Genomic DNA, 18,059 nt, shown 5'->3' on the forward strand with positions numbered 1-18,059 from the left:
CGCGCGGCGGCCGCAGCACCCGGTTACCGGTAGGTGATCAGATCGGCGTGCTCGCCCTCGAAGTGGGCATGTTCGTTGACCGTGCTCAGGTAGCGGGCGCGCTCGCTGTAGATGATCTTGCTGATCCCGCAGTTGGTCAGGGTGTGGTTGATCCGGAAGGCGTTCTCGTCGGGGATGCCGAGCAGTTCCTGCACGATCGCCGCGATCGGTCCGCCGGAGGTGAACACCAGCGAGGTGCGGGAACGGCCCTGCTCGGCGATGACCTCGTCCAGCGCGGCCACGCTGCGGGCGCGGAAGTCGCCCCAGGATTCGCTGTAGCCGCCGTCCTCGCCGGACGCGATCCAGTGGTCGACGGCCTTGCCGAACAGATCCTGGAAGGCGCGGCGCGGATGGCCCGTGCGCTCCATGTCGGCCATGCGCCGCTCGATGTCCGCGTACTCGGGCTTGTACTGGACGATGATCTCCTCGTGGTCGAACTCGTTGAAGCCCGCCAACTCGGTAAGCGTCCGCCCCTCCAGGCCCATGCCCTCCAGGCAGGCCTCGGCGGTCTGCCGGTGACGCTTCATGGTGCCGGCATAAAGGCCGTCCACCCGCTCGATCCGCTTGCTCAGGGCAAGACCCAGAATGCCCGACTGCTCGCCGCCGTTGGCGGAGAGCCGGTCGTAATCGGATTCGCCGAACGACGCCTGGCCGTGGCGGATGAGGTAGACGGCTGCCATGGATGCTCCCGGAATCTTGGACGGAACCGCGCGCCGGCCGGACCGGCGCGCACAAGAACAATATTGTACGACAATCCGGGCGCGGCGGGGCGCTGCGCGGCCGGCGCCGTGCCGGTTCCAACGCCTGTTTGATCCACAGATTTCGCGGATTACACGGATTTATTTCTGTGTAATCCGTGAAATCTGTGGATTGCTTCTTCGTAGTGCCACAGGCGGCGCCGCTTCGAGTCCGATGGCTCGAGCGCCAAGGCGCTGCGCGTTCGGTGCCGTGCCAAATCAGGGCGCTTGTTTTTATCCGCAGATTACGCCGATTAACGCAGATTGGTTGGGGCGGCTCTTTAATCCGCGTCCATCGGCGTCATCTGCGGATTCTTTCTTCCGGAACCGCCCGCCAGGCTTGTCTTTGGCCTGGCGCGTCGGGCGCCGGGGCGCTGCGCGATTAACGCCGTGCTGGTTCAGACCTCTTGTTTTTTTATCCGCAGATGGACGCCGATTAACGCAGATTGTTTGGGGCAGCTCTTTAATCTGCGTCCATCGACGTAATCTGTGGATTGTTTCTTCCGGAACCGCCCGCCAGGCTTGTCTTTTGCCTGGCGCGTCGGGCGCCGGGGCGCTGCGCGATTAACGCCGTGCTGGTTCAGAACTCTTGTTTTTTATCCGCAGATGGACACCGATCAACGCAGATTGCGTGGGGCGGCTCTTTAATCTGCGTACATCGGCGTAATCTGCGGATTCTTTCTTCCGGGAAGCGCCTCGACAAACGGCCGGCAAGAAGATTAACCACAGAGGCGCACGGAGGGACACAGAGGGACATGACTGTCGGCCGCGGCAGCGGCTATCCGGGACCCGGGGAAACATTCGTCAAGCCAGGGATTGCCTGGAGACCGAGCCCGGCACGAGAGCCTGCCCCGGACACGCCCATCAAAAAACCTCCGTGCGCCTCAGTGCGCCTCTTTGGTTTCATGCCCCGCCAACCGAAGCCCGTAGGCCGGAACAAGCGAAGCGCGCCCGGCTATCGAGCGCGGCAGTCATGCGGAAGTCTCAGGGGGTCAGCAGGATCTTGCCGAAGAAGTCGCGGGACTCGGCCAGCCGGTGGGCGTCGGCGGCCTCGGCCAGGGGCATGCGGGTGTGGATCTGCGGCACCAGCTCGCCGGCCGCCACCAGGCGATAGACCTCGGCGATCTGCGCCTGGCCGGCGCCGTGGGTGCCGTGCAGCACGAGCTGGCGCCGGAACAGGTCGATGATGTCGATGGGCACGGTCTCGCCGGCGTGCGCCCCGCAGGTGGCGACCCGCCCGCCGGCCGCCAGCGCCGCGAGACTGGCCGTGAGGATGTCGCCGCCGACGTTCTCCACCACGGCATCCGCGCCGCGGCCGCCGGTGAGGTCGCGCACCGCCTGCGCCAGGTCCGCCTCGCGATAGTTGACCGTTTCGTGGGCACCGAGCGCCTGCGCCCGGCGCAGCTTGTCGTCGCTGCCCGCGCTGGCGATCACGCGCGCGCCGCAGAGCCGGGCGATCTGGATGGCGGCGGTGCCGATGCCGCCGCCGGCGGCGTTGACCAGCACGGTCTCGCCGGGCCGCACGCGGATCTGGTCCACCAGCATCTGCCAGGCGGTGCCCATGGTGACCTGGACCGCCGACGCCGCCTCGAACGACAGCCCGTCCGGCAGCGGCAGGCAGTTATGGGCGGCCACCTTCACGTATTCGGCATAGGTGCCCGGCGCGGTGACGCCGAGGATGCCGCCCACCGCGCACAGGTTGTCCTGGCCGCGCTGGCAATAGCACACGGTCTCGCCGCAGCGCCCGGCGCTGAGCGAGAACACCGGCGCCACCCGGTCGCCGGGCCGGAAGGCCCGCACCTCGCCGCCCACCGCCGCGATCTCCCCGGCGCCCTCCAGGCCCAGGGTGTGCGGCAGGGGCGTGGGGATGCCCGCCACCCCGGCCCGGATGTCGATGTCGAAATGGTTGAGGCCGACGGTATCCAGCCGGATCACCACCTCGTCCGGGCCCGGCTCGGGGTCCGGCAGGGTCTCGCACGACAGGCACTCGGGCCCGCCGTACTCGTGGAAGACGGCCGCGCGCATATCGCCTCCGGCTCAGCAGCAGCTACGCACGGCCATGTCGCGCCGGAATTCCGGCGGCCGCGGCGGCTCCAGGCCGGTCTCGGCCTTGCAGCGGGACCGCAGCTCTTCGATGGTGCCGCCGAAATTGAACAGCTCGATCTCGCCGCGGGCGTCGGCCATCTCCTTGCGCAGCTTGTCGGTGGCACCCTGGTCGATCGACAGGTCCTCGGCGAGCACCACGCCGTAGCGGCGGGCGCCGTCGCGCGTGACCAGGCCGCGGGCCACGTCCCGCGCCACGACGGCGGGATCGCGCTGCAGCGGATCGCCCCAGCCGCCGCCCCCCCAGGTGTTGAAGTGCAACACGTCACCGGCCTCGACGTGGATATGGTCCTGCTTGGATTGCAGGTATTCCACGCTGCCGTCGGCCCGCTCCAGGACCTTGGTGCTGCGGCCGCCCGGCTCGCCGCCCTTGACGCCCCAGGGATAGGTCAGCCAGCGGTCGTCGTGCACCGAGATCTCGCCCGGCACCAGGAAGCGGTAGGTCACGCGCAGGCCGTTGCCGCCGCGGTGCAGTCCCGCGCCGCCGCTGTCGGCGATGGTCTCGAAGGCTTCGATGCGCAGCGGGTAATGGCTCTCCAGGAACTCGTTGGGCACGTTGGTGAACGAGGGCCAGAGCGAATGGCCGTCGGGACCGTCCCCGGCCGGCCGGCCGGGGATGCCGCCGAAGCCGATCTGGTAGAGCTGGAACCACTCGCCCTTGTCGTCGTAGCCCGAGTACATGATGTGCGGGCTGTCGGAGAAGCCGGCGGCGTTGAGGAAGTCGGGGCTGCCCTGGCCGAACAGGCCGCCCATGACGTCGAAGATGCGGCCGAGGGCGTGGTTGCGGCAGGACAGCGCCGCCGGGGCCTGCGGCTTGAGCAGGCAGCCCTCGGGGATGCGCACTTCCATCAGGTCGTAGAAGCCGTCGTTGAACATGATCTGGGGGTCGAAGACCATGATCAGGAACACCCCCGCGAACATCTTGAACATCTCCTCGTTGAGGAGGAAGTTGATCGAGCCCGCGGACTGGGGATCGGTGCCGTCGAAGTCGAAGATCAGCTTGTCGCCCTCGCGCCACATCGAGCAGGCGATCTTGTACGGGCCCATGCCGCGGCCGTCGTCGCAGACATAGTCCTCGAAGCGCAGCGTCTGATCCGCCGGCAGGTTGTGGCGGATGAGGTGGTCCATGGCCTGGTAGTTGCGGTCCAGCAGGGCACGCATGCCGGCGATGAAGGTATCGGTGCCGAAGCGGTCGCAGATCTCGTTGCAGCGGCGCTCGGCGACACGGCAGGCGGCCACCAGCGACTTGAAGTCGCTCTTGTTCCACTGCGGCAGGCGGCAGTTGCGCAGGATCAGGTCCAGGATCTCCTCCTGCAGCTCGCCGCGCCGGTAGATCTTGACCGGCGGGATGATGATGCCCTCCTGGTAGATCTGGGAGGCGCCCACCGGCATGCTGCTGGGCACGCCGCCGCCGATGTCGGTCATGTGCCCGAACATGGAGGCCCAGCCGATCAGGCGGCCCTCGCGGAACATGGGCATGAGCACCAGCCAGTCGTTGGCGTGGCTGATGGCCCCGTTCACGCCGTAGGGGTCCGAGGTGAGGATGATGTCGCCCTCCTCGATGTCGCCCTCGTAGCCGGCCAGGAAGCCGTGGATGAAGGACCCGAACTGGCCGACCACCATCTTGCCCTGCTCGTTGGCGATCATGGGGAAGGTGTCGTGCTGCTCGCGGATGCCGGGCGACATCGCGGTCCGGAACAGCACCGTGTCCATCTCGAAGCGCGCGTTCTTGAGCGCGCTCTCGATGATGTCGAGGCTGATCGGGTCCAGGTCCACGCCCTGGAACGGCTGGTCGTTGGTCTCAATGATCTTGGCGGGCATATCACTGCTCTCCTGGTCTCGTTGCGTGCCGTCCGGCGAAGGCGCGGGACGACACTTCCATTCCTGTTAGCGCTGCATCACGTCGCGTGCGCGGACGTCATGCAGAGGTTTCACTCCCGTCCCCCGAACTGGCGCGCCCCGAACAGGGCCTCCCGCGCCTCCTCGGTGGGGTTGCCGATGACCTCGTCCTCCGCCAGCACGGCGGTGCCGCGACGCACGCCCTCGCGGGCGCCGACGGTCTCGTACCAGCGCTTGACGTTCGGGTACTCGTCGATATCGATCTCGTGCAGCCAGCGCACGCGGATCCAGGGCCAGGTGGCGATGTCCGCCACCGTGTAGGTCTCGCCGCCGAGATACTCGGATTCCGCCAGGCGGCGGTCCATCACGCCGTACAGGCGGTGGGTCTCCTTGGAATAGCGCTCGATGGCGTAGGGCACCTTCTCCGGGGCGTAGCCCAGGAAATGTCCGCACTGGCCGAACATCGGGCCGACCCCGGCCATCTGGAACATCAGCCACTGGATGGCGTCGTAGCCGGCCTCGGGCGCCTCCGGCAGGAACCGGCCGGTCTTCTCGGCCAGGTACAGCAGGATGGCGCCGGACTCGAACAGGCTGTACGGCCGGCCCTCCGGGCCCTCGTGATCGACGATCGCCGGCATCCGGTTGTTCGGGCTGATCTCGAGGAACGCGGGGTCGAACTGCTCGCCCTTGAGGATGTTCACCGGCTTCACGCGATAGGACAGCCCGGTCTCCTCCAGCATGATGGAGACCTTGTGCCCGTTGGGCGTCGGCCAGTAATAGAGATCGATCACGACGCCGCCCCGTCGCGCAGCGCCACCGCCTCGCGCACGTGGCGCTGGCAGTTGGCGGCGCTGTCGTCGCCCTCGAAGTCGACGTTCCAGTGGCTGACCACCGACGGATGCCGCGTGATCCGCTCGTACCAGGCGGCCAGACGCGGCCGGCCCTCGCGGAAGTCGTAGCGCGGGTAGAGCGGGTCCACGGCCTCGTAGAACTTGGAGCCGAAGTCCAGATAGCTGAGGGCGTGCAGGGTGCAGATGTGGCCGATGTCCAGCGCCTCGCCCCAACCGTCGGCCTCGGTCTCCATCTCGTCGAACGAACGCAGGATCTTGGGCCACATCCAGCGGTACAGGCCCATGTGGCGCTCTTCCTCGGGATACCAGCCCTCCATGTTCATCTGCACGGTGCCCTCGAACACGGTCTGCGCGCGGTCGTGGCGCCGCAGCGCGTCCCACAGGGCCGGACCCGGCTCGGGGTACACCCGCGCCGCCCGGGAGGTATGGTCCAGGTACCGGCACACCGGCTCGCTGCCGTACACGGACACGCCGTCGTCGGTGATCAGGGTCGGCACCTTGTCGAGGGGGTTCAGGGCGGCGATCGAGTAATCGTCGCCCTGGTCCTCGCCGTCGCGGTTGCGGAACGGATAGGTGGGCACGAACTCGATGTCATCCCAATGGCCGGTGGCGTGAGCCGTGACCAGGACCTTGTGGATGAAACCGTGGAACGGGGAATAGAACAGCTTCATGACGCCTCCCGGCTCAGGCCACCCGGTCGGCGGGCCGGATCAGGATGTTGCCGTAGAGATCGATCTCGCCCACGTGGTCCGGCAGGATCACGGTGGTGGAGTCCATCTCCATGACGATCGCCGGCCCCGGCACGCGGTTGCCGGCCTTGAGCTTGGCGCGGTCGTAGATCGCGGCGTCGTGATCGGCGCCCTCGACGAAGATGCTCTCCTCGGCGATCTTGGCCTCGGCGGGATCGGCGCCGCCCTCGGGCAGGTGCCGGGCCTCGACCATGACCGGCTTGCCCTGCACCACCACGCGCAGGTTGACGATCTCCTTGTCCTCCTCCAGCGCGAAGGTATAGAGCTGGGTGTGCATGTCGTCGAAACGCTCGCCGACGGCCTTGAGACCCTCGCGCTCGAACTCGTCCAGCGGCATGTCCACGGTCAGCATCAACACCTGGCCGTGGTAGCGCAGGTCGATCTGGCACATCGCGTTCTGGTCCTCGCGCGGCACGCCCTCGTCGTCGAGATGGCGGGCGGCGGTCTCGGACAGTTCCTTGAGGATCGCCAGGACTTCGCTGTCCTCGGTGTTGGGGAAGCGGCGCACGAAGGTCTGCGCGGCCTCGTTGCGCAGCACCGTGGTGGCGTCGCCGTAGGCGCAGAGCACGCCGGGGCCCGGCGGGATGATCACCGGCCAGGCGCCCATCAGCTTGCCCAGGGCGTTGGCGTGCAGCGGCCCCGCCCCGCCGAAGCCCACCAGCGCGAAGTCGCGCGGATCGTAGCCCTGCTCCACCGAGACCAGGCGCAGCGCGCCGAACATGTTCTCGTTGACGATGTCGATGATGCCGGCGGCGGCCTTCTTCAGCGGCAGCCCCAGCGGCTCGGCAACCTTGGCCACGGCCTGCTCGGCCAGGTCCCGGCCGATCTGCATCTCGCCGCCGAGCTGGGTGGTGGCCGGCAGGTAGCCCAGCACCACGTTGGCGTCGGTCACGGTGGGCTCGGTGCCGCCCTTGCGGTAGGCCGCCGGACCCGGCTCGGCGCCGGCGCTCTCCGGGCCCACGCGCAGGGCCTTGGTCAGCTCCGGCACGTGCGCGATGGAGCCGCCGCCCGCGCCCACGGTACGCACGTCCACCGAGGACGCGCGGATGGTCAGGTCGCCCACGGTGGTCTCGCGGCGGACCTGGGCCTTGGCGTCCTGCACCAGGCAGACGTCGGTGGAGGTGCCGCCCATGTCCAGGGTCAGCAGGTTCTTGTAGCCCGCCTGGCCGGCCATCCAGATGGCGCCGGAGACGCCGCCGGCCGGGCCGCTCATGAGGTGGTTGACCGGCAGGTCGACACAGCCCTGGGCCGAGGCCAGGCCGCCGTCGGAGCGCAGGATGTAGAGCTTGACCGTGTCCATGCGCCGGTCGAGCTCGCTCTGCAGGTTCTCCACGTAGCGCTTCATGCCGGGGCGCACGAAGGAGTTGGCCACCGTGGTCAGGGTGCGCTCGTACTCCTGCATCTCCGGGATCACCTCGGAGGACAGGGAGATCGCCACGTCCGGCAGCATCTCCTCGGCGATCGCCTTGATCCGGCGCTCGTGCTCGGGATTGGCGTAGGCGTTGATCAGGGACACGGTCAGGGCCTCGATGCCCCGGTCCTTGAGCTTGGTGAGTTGCGCGCGGACATCGTCCTCGGACAGCTCGGTCACGACCGTGCCGTCGGCGCCGATGCGCTCGGCTACCTCGACCGTGTTCTCGAGCGGCGCCAACGGCTCGCTCTTGTTGTAGATGACCCAGCCGCCCAGGCCGCCGGGCACGTACGAGCGCGCGATCTGCAGCACCTGCCCGTAGCCCTTGGTCGCGACCAGGCCCACCTTGGCGCCCTTGCCCGTGAGCACGGCGTTGGTGGCGACGGTGGTGCCGTGCATCACATAGTCGACCTTGGTGGGATCGACGCCCGCCCGCTCGCAGACCTTGGTGATGCCGTTGAGCACGCCCTGGGACGAATCCTCGGGGGTGGAGGGCACCTTGGCGGTGTAGGTCTTGCCGCTATCCTCGTCGATGAGCAGCACGTCGGTGAAGGTGCCGCCGACGTCGACGCCCAGGTGATACGCCATGCCTAAGTCTCCTCAAAAACTCCGTTGCGGCCGGCGACGCGCCGGCCGTGCCATTGCTTACTTCGCGCCCCGCTGCGTCTCGGCCCACCGGGCGAGAGCCGCCAGGGCGGTCTCCAGCGAGGGCACGTCGCCGTACTTGCACTCGATGTCGTGCAGGTTGGCGTCGTGCGCCGCGGCGTCGCGGTCGCCGACCGCCTCGCGCGGCACGATCACGCGCAGATCGTGCGACAGGGCGTCCACCGCGGTCGCGCGCACGCAGCCGCTGGTGGTGAGCCCGGTGACGAACACGGTGTCGACGCCGGCCTCGGCGATCCGCTCGCCCAGGTCGGTGCCGAAGAAACCGCTGGGCCAGTGCTTGACCAGCACCGGCTCGTTGCCGGCCGGCGCCACGCGCGGATCGATCTCGACCGCGTCGCTGCCGGCCGCCAGGTATTCCAGGGCCGGCAGCTTGGCCCGGAAGACCGTGGCCTGCCCGGGATCGTCGTAGGCCACCGTGGTGTAGAACACCGGCAGCCCGTGACGGCGGAAGGCCGTCAGCAGATCGGCGATGGCATCGACCACCGCGCCGGCCTCCGACCCCAGCGGCGACGCCGGATCGGTGAACGCCTTGCTGACGTCGATCACCACCAGCGCGGGGCGGCGCCCGATACCGACTTCGTTGCGCTCCAGCTCGGCCATGGGATCAGCTCCGCGCCGGCGCCGGGGCGGCGTCGCCCGCGGGCGCGTCCTCGGGCCGGCCGAACACGAAGCGCGGCCGGGCGACATAGGCCAGCGCCGGCATCAGCAGCAGCGCGCTGACCGCGGACACCGCCAGCCACAGCGCGATCAGCAGGCCCATCTCGGCCTGGAAGCGCAGCGACGACAGGATCCAGAAGAACACGCCCATGACCATGGTCACGCCGGTGACGAACACGCCCCGGCCGGCGCTGCGCAGGGCGTTGATCACCGCCCGCTCGGCGTCGCCGTGGTTCTGGTATTCGTCGCGGATACCGTTGACCACGTACAGCGAGTAATCCACACCCAGGCCGATGCCCAGGGCCACGACCGGCAGGGTGTTGATGTTGAAGCCGATGCCGTTGAAGGCCATGTAGGCGAAGGTCACCGTGTTCGACAGCAGCACCGGCACCATGAAGAACATGCCCGCCACCGAGGACCGGTAGGCGATGGTGGCGAAGATCACCACCACCAGCAGGGCCAGGGCGATGGAACGGATCTGGCCCTTGAGGATCACGTCGTTGACCGCCCCCAGGATGCCGATCAGGCCGCCGGCCAGGCGGTAGTCGGCCTGCTCCATCGGGTGCTCGGCCGTGAACTCGTCGATCCGGGCGAAGGCCGTGCGGATGGTCTCGCCGGTATGGTCGCTGAAGTAGAGCGTGACCGCGCCGTTGGTATACGAGGGATCGGAATATTGCGCCAGGTCGCCCGGGTCGGAGCCGGTGACGTACATGTACAGGTACTGGCCGTTGGCGATCGCGCTGTCGGAGATGTCGTAGTAGCGCGGATTGCCCTCGTGCAGGGACTGGTTCACCGAGGACACCACGTCCGCCAGCGACACGCTGCCGCCGACCTGGGGCTGGGCCTCCATGTAGCGCTGGAATTCGCGCATGGTCCGCAGCACCTCCGGCTGCTTCATGGCGTCCTGGGACTCGCCCTCGAACACCATGAACATGCGGTCCGCGCCGGGGAAGTTGGCGTTGATGTCGGCGGCGCTGCGGTTGTACTCCGAGTCCGGCCACAGGATCGGCGAGCCCGGCTGGGCGTCGCCCACCTGCAGGTTCTCCACCGCGTAGATGCCGGACCCCAACAGGACGATGCCGCCGACCGCGATCGAGACATAGCGCGAGCGCGGCCCGATGGCGACGTAGGCGCAGGCCTCCAGCAGGCGGTGCATGGCCGGATACAGATCCACCGGGTGGGCGGCGCCGCCGCCCTTGCCGCGCCGCAGCCACGACAGCAGCACCGGCGTGAGCACGGCGGCCGACAGCAGCATCGCGCTCACCCAGATCACGCCGATGATCGCCACCTTCTGCAGCAGCGGGATCGGCGTGAGCCAGACCACGGCGATGGCGCCGGCATCCGAGACGATGCCCAGCACTGCCGGCCGGAACAGCTCGGCGAGACTCTTGCGCGCCACGTCGCGCAGCGGCATGTCCGGGTGCTCGTCGGCGATATCGTCGTAGCGCGTAATCATCTGCACCGAGTGCGAGATCGAACGCGCCGTGATCAGGAAGGCGACGACGATGATCAGCGGGTCGAAATTCAGGCCCAGCAGGGAGGCCACGCCCAGCGCCCAGACGCCGCTGACGGTGCCGGACACCAGGGGCAGCAGCGTGCCCCGCCAGGTGCGGGCCAGCAGCAGCAGGGTCGCCATCAGCATGCCGATGGTCACCAGCGAGATCAGGGCGGTCTGCGAGAGATAGTTGCGGACCCAGCCGTTGAGGATGGGCTCGCCGACGATCCGGGTCTGCACGCCCGGCACCGAGTGACGCTCGACGATCTCGTGCACCTGGTCGAAGATCACCGGCGGCTCCACCAGCCGGTCGATGAAATCCACCGTGATCAGGGCCGATTCCAGGTCGGGCGAGACGTACTGCCCGTAGACCAGCGGATTCTGCAGGACCTTTTCCCGCAGTTCCACCACGCCCCTGGCGTCCTTCGGGATATCCGGCCACATCAGCGGCACGGTGTCCACGGAGGTACTCGTGGCCTCGACCGTCTTGAGCTTCTTGGAGGCCAGCGACACGATCTGGAACTGGTTGACGCCCCGGACCTTGCGCAGGTCCCGGGTGATCTCGCGGATCATGCCCAGGACCTCGCGGTCGAAGATCTCGCCCTCCTCGTTGCGCACCATGATGCTGACGACGTTGGCGCCGCCGAAGAGCTCCTTGTACTCCTCGTGGGTCTGCACCCAGGCATGGTTCTGCGGCAGCATGTCCGAGAAGATGGTGCGGATCTCGATCTGGGCGGCGGACACGCCCAGCACCACGGTCAGCAGACCGAAGACCACCACCAGCGGCGTGCGGCGCCGGATGCAGAATGCCGCGAATCGTTCGACCATGCCGCTCATGTGTCCGTCTCCCGGTTCTTGCCGTCCACGCGGCGCCACTCGCCGTCGCCGTAGAATCCGTTGCTGATGCCCGTCAGGAACCAGCGATCGCCGACCGCGGCGATGCCGGTGTGCCAGCCATAGTCACGCGCGCTGATGCGGCTCGTCTCCCAGTCGCGCGCGGCGGCGTCGGCACGGGCGACGATGCCCTTGTCGCCGGCCACCAGCCACCGGCCGTCATGCCAGATCACGCCATAGAGATGCTCCTCGGCGATGGGCGCCAGCGATTCCCAGGTGGCGCCGCCGTCGACGGTCACCAGCACCGAGCCCTGCAGCCCCACCGCGACGCCGTGATCGGCGTCGCGGAAGGCCACGGCATTCAGGGTGCTGGCGACCGGGGACTCGACTTCGGCCCACGTTTCGCCTCCGTCCCGGCTGACCTTGATCCGCCCGAACTCGCCCACCACGCAGAGGAACTCGCCGGTGCCGGCGACGTCATGCCAGGTGACGTCCTGTTCCTCGGTGGTGGCATCGGTCCAGGTGCGGCCGCGGTCGCGGGATACCAGCACGGCACCGAACTCGCCCGTGACCCAGGCGCTGCCGTCGTCCATGACGCGCACCCGGATGAGCTTGTCGGCGATCTCGGACACGGGCGCCTCGACCCGTGTCCAGGTGGCGCCGCCGTCCTCCGTGCGGAGCACGACGCCGCCGTCGCCCACGGCCACGAGCGTCTCGTGGTCCCAGCGGGCGATCGACTGCAGGGTCGTGACCACGGGCGTGGTCTGTTCCCGCCAGGTTTCGCCCCCGTCTTCGCTGTGGACGATCTTGCCCATGTTGCCCGCCAGCCAGATCTCGCCGGGATTGGCGTGGGCCACGCCGTAGAAACGGTCGTTGTGGGAGACCGCCGCGGGCTGCACCGCTTCCTCGACGGCCGCGGGCTCCAGGTAGAAGGCGGCGACCAGGAGACCGGCGATCACGAGCCAGGGCAGACTGCCCACCAGGAAACGTCCGAGTCGTTTCATGAGCGCAACCCGGCATGCGGACGCCGGCCGCCGGGGCGGCATGCCGGTGCGTGATTGATCGATCGCTGTCTCATCGAGCTGTATCCGTTTGGGTCGACATGGGCGCGCGGCCGGCGCCGCGCCGTGGTTCCTTCAACGCAAGCGGTGTGCCAATCGCCCGCCGGCTCTCGCGGGAACCCCCTGTTCCCAACGGCAACAAGGGCTTGCGTGCGCCGCATGCCGCAACTGCCCGTTCCGGCGCCGGGCCCGGCCGGTTTCTATTCTGTTACGCGCACGTTTCGCAACGAGAACAGAAAGCGCGCCGGGAAATCCTGCTTTCCCGCACATCCCGGCGGGCGGCACACACGCCGGACAGGCGCTTGCGCGCCCCGCCGGCCGCGACCCGCGCGCCGCGACCGCCCGACCACCCGCCGGTGCACGAACGCAACCAGCCTGTTACAGGCACGCACGTCGGGGCGCGGCTCACGATGCCGCGACCGGGGCGACGCTGACGTAATTCGAGTGGAAGGTGGAGTTGCCGGCGAGGTCCGCGCCGCGATCGGGCGTAGTGGCGTTGGCGTTGTCGCCCCAGCGCACCATGTAGCTGACCACCAGCCCCGGCTGCACCCGCGCCGATACCCGGGCGATCAACGTCACCTCGCCGCGCCCGTTCCAGACCCGCAGGGATTCCCCGTCGGCGATCCCTTCCCGCGCGGCGTCGCCGGGATGGATGTAGAGCCACGGCGTCGCCTGGTCGCCGAGCTTGTCCGGCATGTTGCCGTACTGGCTGCCCTGCAGGCGCATGGTCTTGGGCGTGATGAACCGGTACGGATGGCCCTCGTCCGGACACGGCGTGCAGTCGAACGGGTACAGCTCGATCCGACCGCTGGGGGTCGGGAACACACCGTCGTCGAAGCTGGTGCGCTCGGCATCGTTCCACAGCACCGGCCCCGTCGTCAGCGCCTCGTAATCCAGACCGGTGCCCTGTAGCGCCTCGCGGATCACGTCCTCATCCGTCTGGCGGAAGCAGGCTTCGTCGAAGCCCAGGCGCCGGGCCAGCTCGGCGATCACCCAGCGGTTGGAGCGGGCGCCGGCGAGGGGCGGGATCGCGGGATTGTTAATCTGCACGTAGTCGTGCCAGTACGACAGTTGCAGGTCGCGCGTCTCGGCGAAGGAGGTCGCCGGCAGCACCACGTCCGCGTAACGCGCGGTGTCGGTCAGGAACAGGTCGTGGACCACCACGAACAGGTCCTCGCGCGCCAGCCCGCGGCGCACCAGGCGCTGGTTCGGGCAGGTGGCCGCCGGATTCTGGTTGTACACGTACAGGGCCTTGAGGTGATCGTCCTCGGTGAGGTATCGGCCGAGCTTGACCATGTTGTACATGCGCGGCCCGTCGCTGCGCAGGTGGCCATAGCTTATGTCGTTGAGACGCCAGTCGTAATTGGCGTAGAGCACACCGCCGCCGCGCACGCCGATCTGGCCGGCGAGCGCCGCGAGCATCGCCACCGCGGCCACCATTTCGCCGCCGTTGACGTTGCGCTGCAGGCCCACCCCGATGTGCAGCAGGCCCGGCCGGTTCTCGTGGTACAGCCGGGCCAGCGAGATCACTTGATCCCGCGGCACGCCCGTGACCCGCTCGACCGCGTCCAGGGACACGGCACGCACCCGCTCGGCCAGCGCCTCGTAGCCGGTCGTGTGCCGCCGGATGTAGTCGCGGTCGATCCAGTCGTTGTCCAGGAACACCCGCATCAGCCCGAGCACGAGCATGCTGTCGGTGCCCGGGCGCGGCTGGATATGGAGATCGGCGTCGCGCGCGCTGTCCGACTCGAACGGGTCGACCACCACCTTGATCGGCACGTCCCGGATCAGGGACCAGAGATGGACGTTGGTCTCCTTGGGGTTCTTGCCCCAGGCCACGTAAAGACGGGTACGCGACAGGTGCTGCGGCTCGGTGCCGCGCACCCGGCCGACCAGCCGGAGCATCGCCTCGGCCCCGGCCATGGCGCAGATCTCGGCGCCGACCCGCGGCGTGTTCATGCGATTCCAGAGCCGGTCCGGGAAACGGCTGGAGACGATCCCCATGTGGCCGAGGTAGCTGTAGGGCAGGATGGCCTGACCGCCGTGCTCGGCCATGATCGCGGCGAAGCGCCCCGCCACGCGGTCCAGGGCCTCGTCCCAGTCGGCCGACCGCAGCTCGCCGCCCTTGCGGTCGCGCACCAGCGGCGTCGTCAGCCGTTCCGGGTGGTGGATCCACGTCTCGTAGCCGCGGCACTTGGCGCAGATGAAACCGCGGGTGACGGGGTGGTCGGGGTCGCCCACGACCTTGGTGACGCGGCCGTCGGCCACGTGCGCGAGCATGCCGCAGACGTCCGGGCAGTCCCGGGGACAGACCGTCCGCACGATCCCGGCGGACGTGGCGCCGTTGTCAGCGGACGCGCCCATCGCCGGCGAGCGCCGTGGCCTCGATCTCGATCATCAGTTCGGGGAGCGCCAGCGACCGGACCTCGACGATGGTGTCCGCCGGCCAGGGCGGGCGGAAGTATTCCCCGCGCAACTCGACCACGCGCGGGAAGTGGCTCATGTCGGTGAGATAGATGGTGACCTTGACCACCTGCGCCAGCGACGAGCCGGCGGCGCGCAGGACCCGTTCCAGATTGGCGAAGCACTGCGCGGCCTGGGCGTCGAAGTCGCCGACCCCGACCAGGTTGCCGGCCTCGTCGATGGCGGCCTGGCCGGAGGTGATCACCAGGTCGCCGATGCGGTAGCCCTGCGCGATCCGGAAGGTCGCGAAGGGATCGGGATCGAGGCGCACCGCCTCCGCGTCGGTATCCTCGCCGGCCGCGCTCACAGGAACACGTCCCCGCCGTTGGGCGTCAGGCACTGGCCGACGAAGTGGCGGGCGTCGTCCGAGGCCAGGAAGACATAGGCGGGGACGATGTCCTCGACCTCGGCCAGGCGGCCCTTGGGGATGGAGGCGCGGATGGCCTCGACGATGTCCGCCGGCAGGCCGTCCACCATCGGCGTGCGGGTCGCGCCCGGCGCGACCACGTTGGCGTTGACGTTGCGCGACCCGATCTCCAGCGACAGCGTCCGCGTGAACGACAGGATGCCGCCCTTGGCCGCGGTGTAGTGGGCGAAACCGGGCGCCCCCTTGTACGCGAGTTGGGATGCGGTATTGATGATCTTGCCGTAGTCGCGCTCGTACATGCCGGGCAGCACCGCGCGGGTGCAGAGGAAGGTGCCCTTCAGATGCACCCCGAGCACGCGGTCCCAATCGGCGGCGTCGATCGCCTCCACCGGGGCGCTGGCGGCGATCCCGGCCACGTTGACCAGGATATCCACCGGCCCGAGGGCCGCCTCGGTGCGCGCCACCATGTCGGCGACCTGGGCCTCGTCGGAGACATCCGCCGACACCGCCATGGCTTCACCGCCCAACTCGCGTATCTCGTCGCAGACCGCCTCGGCCGCCTCGACCTGACCGGCGACGGGCGGATGATTGACCGCCACCCGCGCGCCCTCGGCCGCGAACGCGATCGCCACGCCGCGACCGATGCCGCTGGAGGCGCCGGTGACCAGCGCGATGCGTCCGTCCAGTTTGCCCATGAATGCTTCTCCTGCGCCGCAGGCTCAGAGCTTGCGCCCGAGCTCCTCGGCTTCGTAGGTGACCTGCGCCGGCCGGCGCGGGGCGACGCAGTCGCCCACCCGGTGCACCTCCTTGTCCGCGAAACGCTCGCGACAAGCGAAGTACAGGCCGGCCTCGGGGGTGCGATCGATCGAGATCACCACCGTGTCAACGCCGCTGGCGACCCGGCGCTTGCCGGCCCAGAGGGGATAGATCTCGACGCTGTCGCCCTCGATCTTCTCGACGAAGTGCTGCGGCGTCAGCTCGACACCGGCCTCCGCCAGGCGCGGGATCACGTGCGGATACTCCAGGCGCCGCAAGACATCCGAGCCGACCATTTCCATCGGCGTGACGATCTCGACCTCGGCGCCGCCCTGCGTCGCCAGGATCTCGGCCAGGCCCACCGGCAGGTGGTCGCCGGTCTGATCCAGGATCAGGACCTTGCCGCCGAGTGCCTTGGGATCGGCCAGTGCCCGCCGCGCGGCGGTGCCGATGTCGATCACGTTGTCCTGCTCGTGGCCGGGCAGGCTCTCGCGCTCGGGCCGGAATTGGCTGTAGCCGGTCTTGGCGTAGGAAAAGCCGGTGGCCACCACCAGGGCGTCGAAATCCTCGTCGGCGAGGCTGTCCGGCGTGGCCTCCACGCCCAGGCGCACGTCCACCCCGAACACGTCCATGCGCCGCTTCAGGTTGTCGATGGCGATCGCCCATTCCTTGCGGGTAGGCATATTGAGCAGCAGGTTGAGATGCCCGCCCAGCGTGTCGCCCTTCTCCAGCAGCGTGACCTTGTGGCCGCGGCTCGCGGCGAGCTGTGCCGTGTGCATGCCGCCGAGGCCGCCGCCGACCACCAGCACGCGTTTCTCCGCGCCCGGCGCCACCCGCTCGACGCTGTCGTTGTTCCAGCGGGCCTCGCGGCCGACCGAGGGATTCACCAGGCAGACCGACGGCCGGTTCTCGAAGGTCCGGGCGACGCACTCGTTGGCGCCCATGCAGCCGACGATCTCCTGCTGCCGGCCCTCCAGGGTCTTGCGGATCATGTGCGGCTCGGCCATCTGGGCGCGGGTCATGGCCACCATGTCGGCGGCGCCGTCGCGGATCGCCTCCTCGGCCATCTTGAGGTCGACGATGCGGCCCACGATGAACACCTTGGCGCGGTCCCCGACCACCCGCTTGGCGCGCTTGCCGAACGGGAGCATGAAGCCGTAGTCCACCGACATCGGCGCCACCGCCATGTGGATGGTGTGGTAGCCGCCGCCGCTGATGTTGAAGAAATCGAAGAGGCCGGTGGCGGCGAGCACCTCCAGCATCTCCTCGGAATCCTCCGGCTGGATGCCGGCCTCGCCCATGAACTCGTCGAAGGAGATGCGCACCCCGAGGGTGAAATGCTCGCCGCAGCGGCGGCGGATCTCCTCACCGGTCTCGATGATGATGCGGCAGCGGTTGGCGATGGAACCGCCGTACTTGTCGTCGCGCTTGTTGTAGGCCGGCGACAGGAACTGGCCGTACAGGTAGCTGTGCGCGGCGTGCAGCTCGACGCCGTCGAGGCCGGCGGTCATGACGTTCAGGGCCGACTGGCCGAAGCCGCGCACCAGGTCGTCGATATGTTCCTGCTGCATCACCATCGGCATCTCGTGATGCACGATCGAGGCGGTCTGGGACACGCCCCAGAGCGGATGCCACTGGTCGATGATGGTGGTGCCCTTGTCGTGCACGCCGGGCGCGAACAACTGCGCGAACTGGCGGGCGCCGTGCTCGTGCACGGCCTCCGCCAGCCTGGCGTACTGCGGCACCGACTCCGGGTCCCAGGCCGAGCAGCCGTTGTGGAACGAGCCCTTGGCCACCGGGTGCGCGCCCTGCTGCTCGCAGATGAACAGGCCGCAGCCGCCCTTGGCCCGCTCCCGGTAGTACTCGATATGGCGGTCGCCGAGGATGTTGTTGTCGCCGTAGAGGATGCTCTGGGCGGTCATCATGATGCGGTTCTTGACCGTGGTGCCGCCGATGGTCAGCGGCTCCCAGATGCGTGACAGGTCCTCGGCGCGAACGCCGACGGCGCGGGATCGGGCGGTGTCCGTCATG

At 68.7% G+C, this 18,059-nt stretch carries 13 protein-coding genes; all 13 read right to left on the reverse strand.

The genetic code is table 11. The annotated features are described in order from the left end of the window. Positions 1-23: 23 nt before the first annotated feature. The 13 genes from PC39_RS07445 to PC39_RS07505 all read right to left on the reverse strand — a co-directional run bounded on the left by PC39_RS07445 (position 24) and on the right by PC39_RS07505 (position 18,058). Entirely contained in the window at positions 24-719 is a 696-nt protein-coding gene (locus tag PC39_RS07445; protein WP_353252747.1) for a histidine phosphatase family protein, read from the reverse strand. 1,041 nt (positions 720-1,760) lie between these two features. Further along, complete coding sequence (locus PC39_RS07450) at positions 1,761-2,801, reverse strand: zinc-binding dehydrogenase (protein WP_353252748.1); 1,041 nt, start codon at positions 2,799-2,801, stop codon at positions 1,761-1,763. Between the two features lie 12 nt (positions 2,802-2,813). After that, positions 2,814-4,700 (reverse strand): hydantoinase B/oxoprolinase family protein, encoded by a 1,887-nt coding sequence (locus tag PC39_RS07455; protein ID WP_353252749.1) that lies wholly within the window; start codon positions 4,698-4,700, stop codon positions 2,814-2,816. A 110-nt stretch (positions 4,701-4,810) separates the two neighbouring features. Continuing rightward, positions 4,811-5,509 carry a glutathione S-transferase N-terminal domain-containing protein gene (locus tag PC39_RS07460; RefSeq protein WP_353252750.1) on the reverse strand — a complete coding sequence of 233 codons (699 nt, stop codon included), beginning with the start codon at positions 5,507-5,509 and terminating at the stop codon, positions 4,811-4,813. Beyond that, positions 5,506-6,240 (reverse strand): glutathione S-transferase family protein, encoded by a 735-nt coding sequence (locus tag PC39_RS07465; protein ID WP_353252751.1) that lies wholly within the window; start codon positions 6,238-6,240, stop codon positions 5,506-5,508. The genes PC39_RS07460 and PC39_RS07465 overlap by 4 nt, the downstream gene beginning before the upstream one ends. 13 nt (positions 6,241-6,253) lie before the next feature. Next, positions 6,254-8,317, reverse strand: coding sequence for a hydantoinase/oxoprolinase family protein (locus PC39_RS07470; protein ID WP_353252752.1), 2,064 nt, complete (start codon positions 8,315-8,317; stop codon positions 6,254-6,256). 57 nt (positions 8,318-8,374) lie between these two features. Continuing rightward, a complete protein-coding gene (locus tag PC39_RS07475; RefSeq protein WP_353252753.1) occupies positions 8,375-8,995 on the reverse strand; it encodes an isochorismatase family protein in 621 nt (206 codons plus the stop codon). Between the two features lie 4 nt (positions 8,996-8,999). Next, on the reverse strand, positions 9,000-11,384 hold the full coding sequence (locus PC39_RS07480) for an efflux RND transporter permease subunit (RefSeq protein WP_353252754.1): 2,385 nt from the start codon (positions 11,382-11,384) through the stop codon (positions 9,000-9,002). Further along, positions 11,381-12,385 carry a YCF48-related protein gene (locus PC39_RS07485; protein ID WP_353252755.1) on the reverse strand — a complete coding sequence of 335 codons (1,005 nt, stop codon included), beginning with the start codon at positions 12,383-12,385 and terminating at the stop codon, positions 11,381-11,383. Before PC39_RS07485 ends, PC39_RS07480 begins: the two co-directional genes overlap by 4 nt. 462 nt (positions 12,386-12,847) lie before the next feature. Further along, positions 12,848-14,806, reverse strand: a complete 1,959-nt coding sequence (locus PC39_RS07490; RefSeq protein ID WP_353252756.1) for a molybdopterin-containing oxidoreductase family protein — start codon at positions 14,804-14,806, stop codon at positions 12,848-12,850. Continuing rightward, entirely contained in the window at positions 14,790-15,212 is a 423-nt protein-coding gene (locus tag PC39_RS07495) for a RidA family protein (RefSeq protein WP_353252757.1), read from the reverse strand. Before PC39_RS07495 ends, PC39_RS07490 begins: the two co-directional genes overlap by 17 nt. Then, positions 15,209-15,967, reverse strand: a complete 759-nt coding sequence (locus PC39_RS07500; RefSeq protein ID WP_353252758.1) for an SDR family NAD(P)-dependent oxidoreductase — start codon at positions 15,965-15,967, stop codon at positions 15,209-15,211. The genes PC39_RS07495 and PC39_RS07500 overlap by 4 nt, the downstream gene beginning before the upstream one ends. Before the next feature lie 24 nt (positions 15,968-15,991). After that, the gene (locus PC39_RS07505; protein WP_353252759.1) at positions 15,992-18,058 is read right to left on the reverse strand and encodes an oxidoreductase; all 2,067 of its coding nucleotides are present in this window, start codon (positions 18,056-18,058) and stop codon (positions 15,992-15,994) included. Position 18,059: the final 1 nt, after the last annotated feature.

Origin of the sequence: Salinisphaera sp. PC39 (genome assembly GCF_040361335.1) — a bacterium.
Lineage (GTDB): Bacteria > Pseudomonadota > Gammaproteobacteria > Nevskiales > Salinisphaeraceae > APNM01.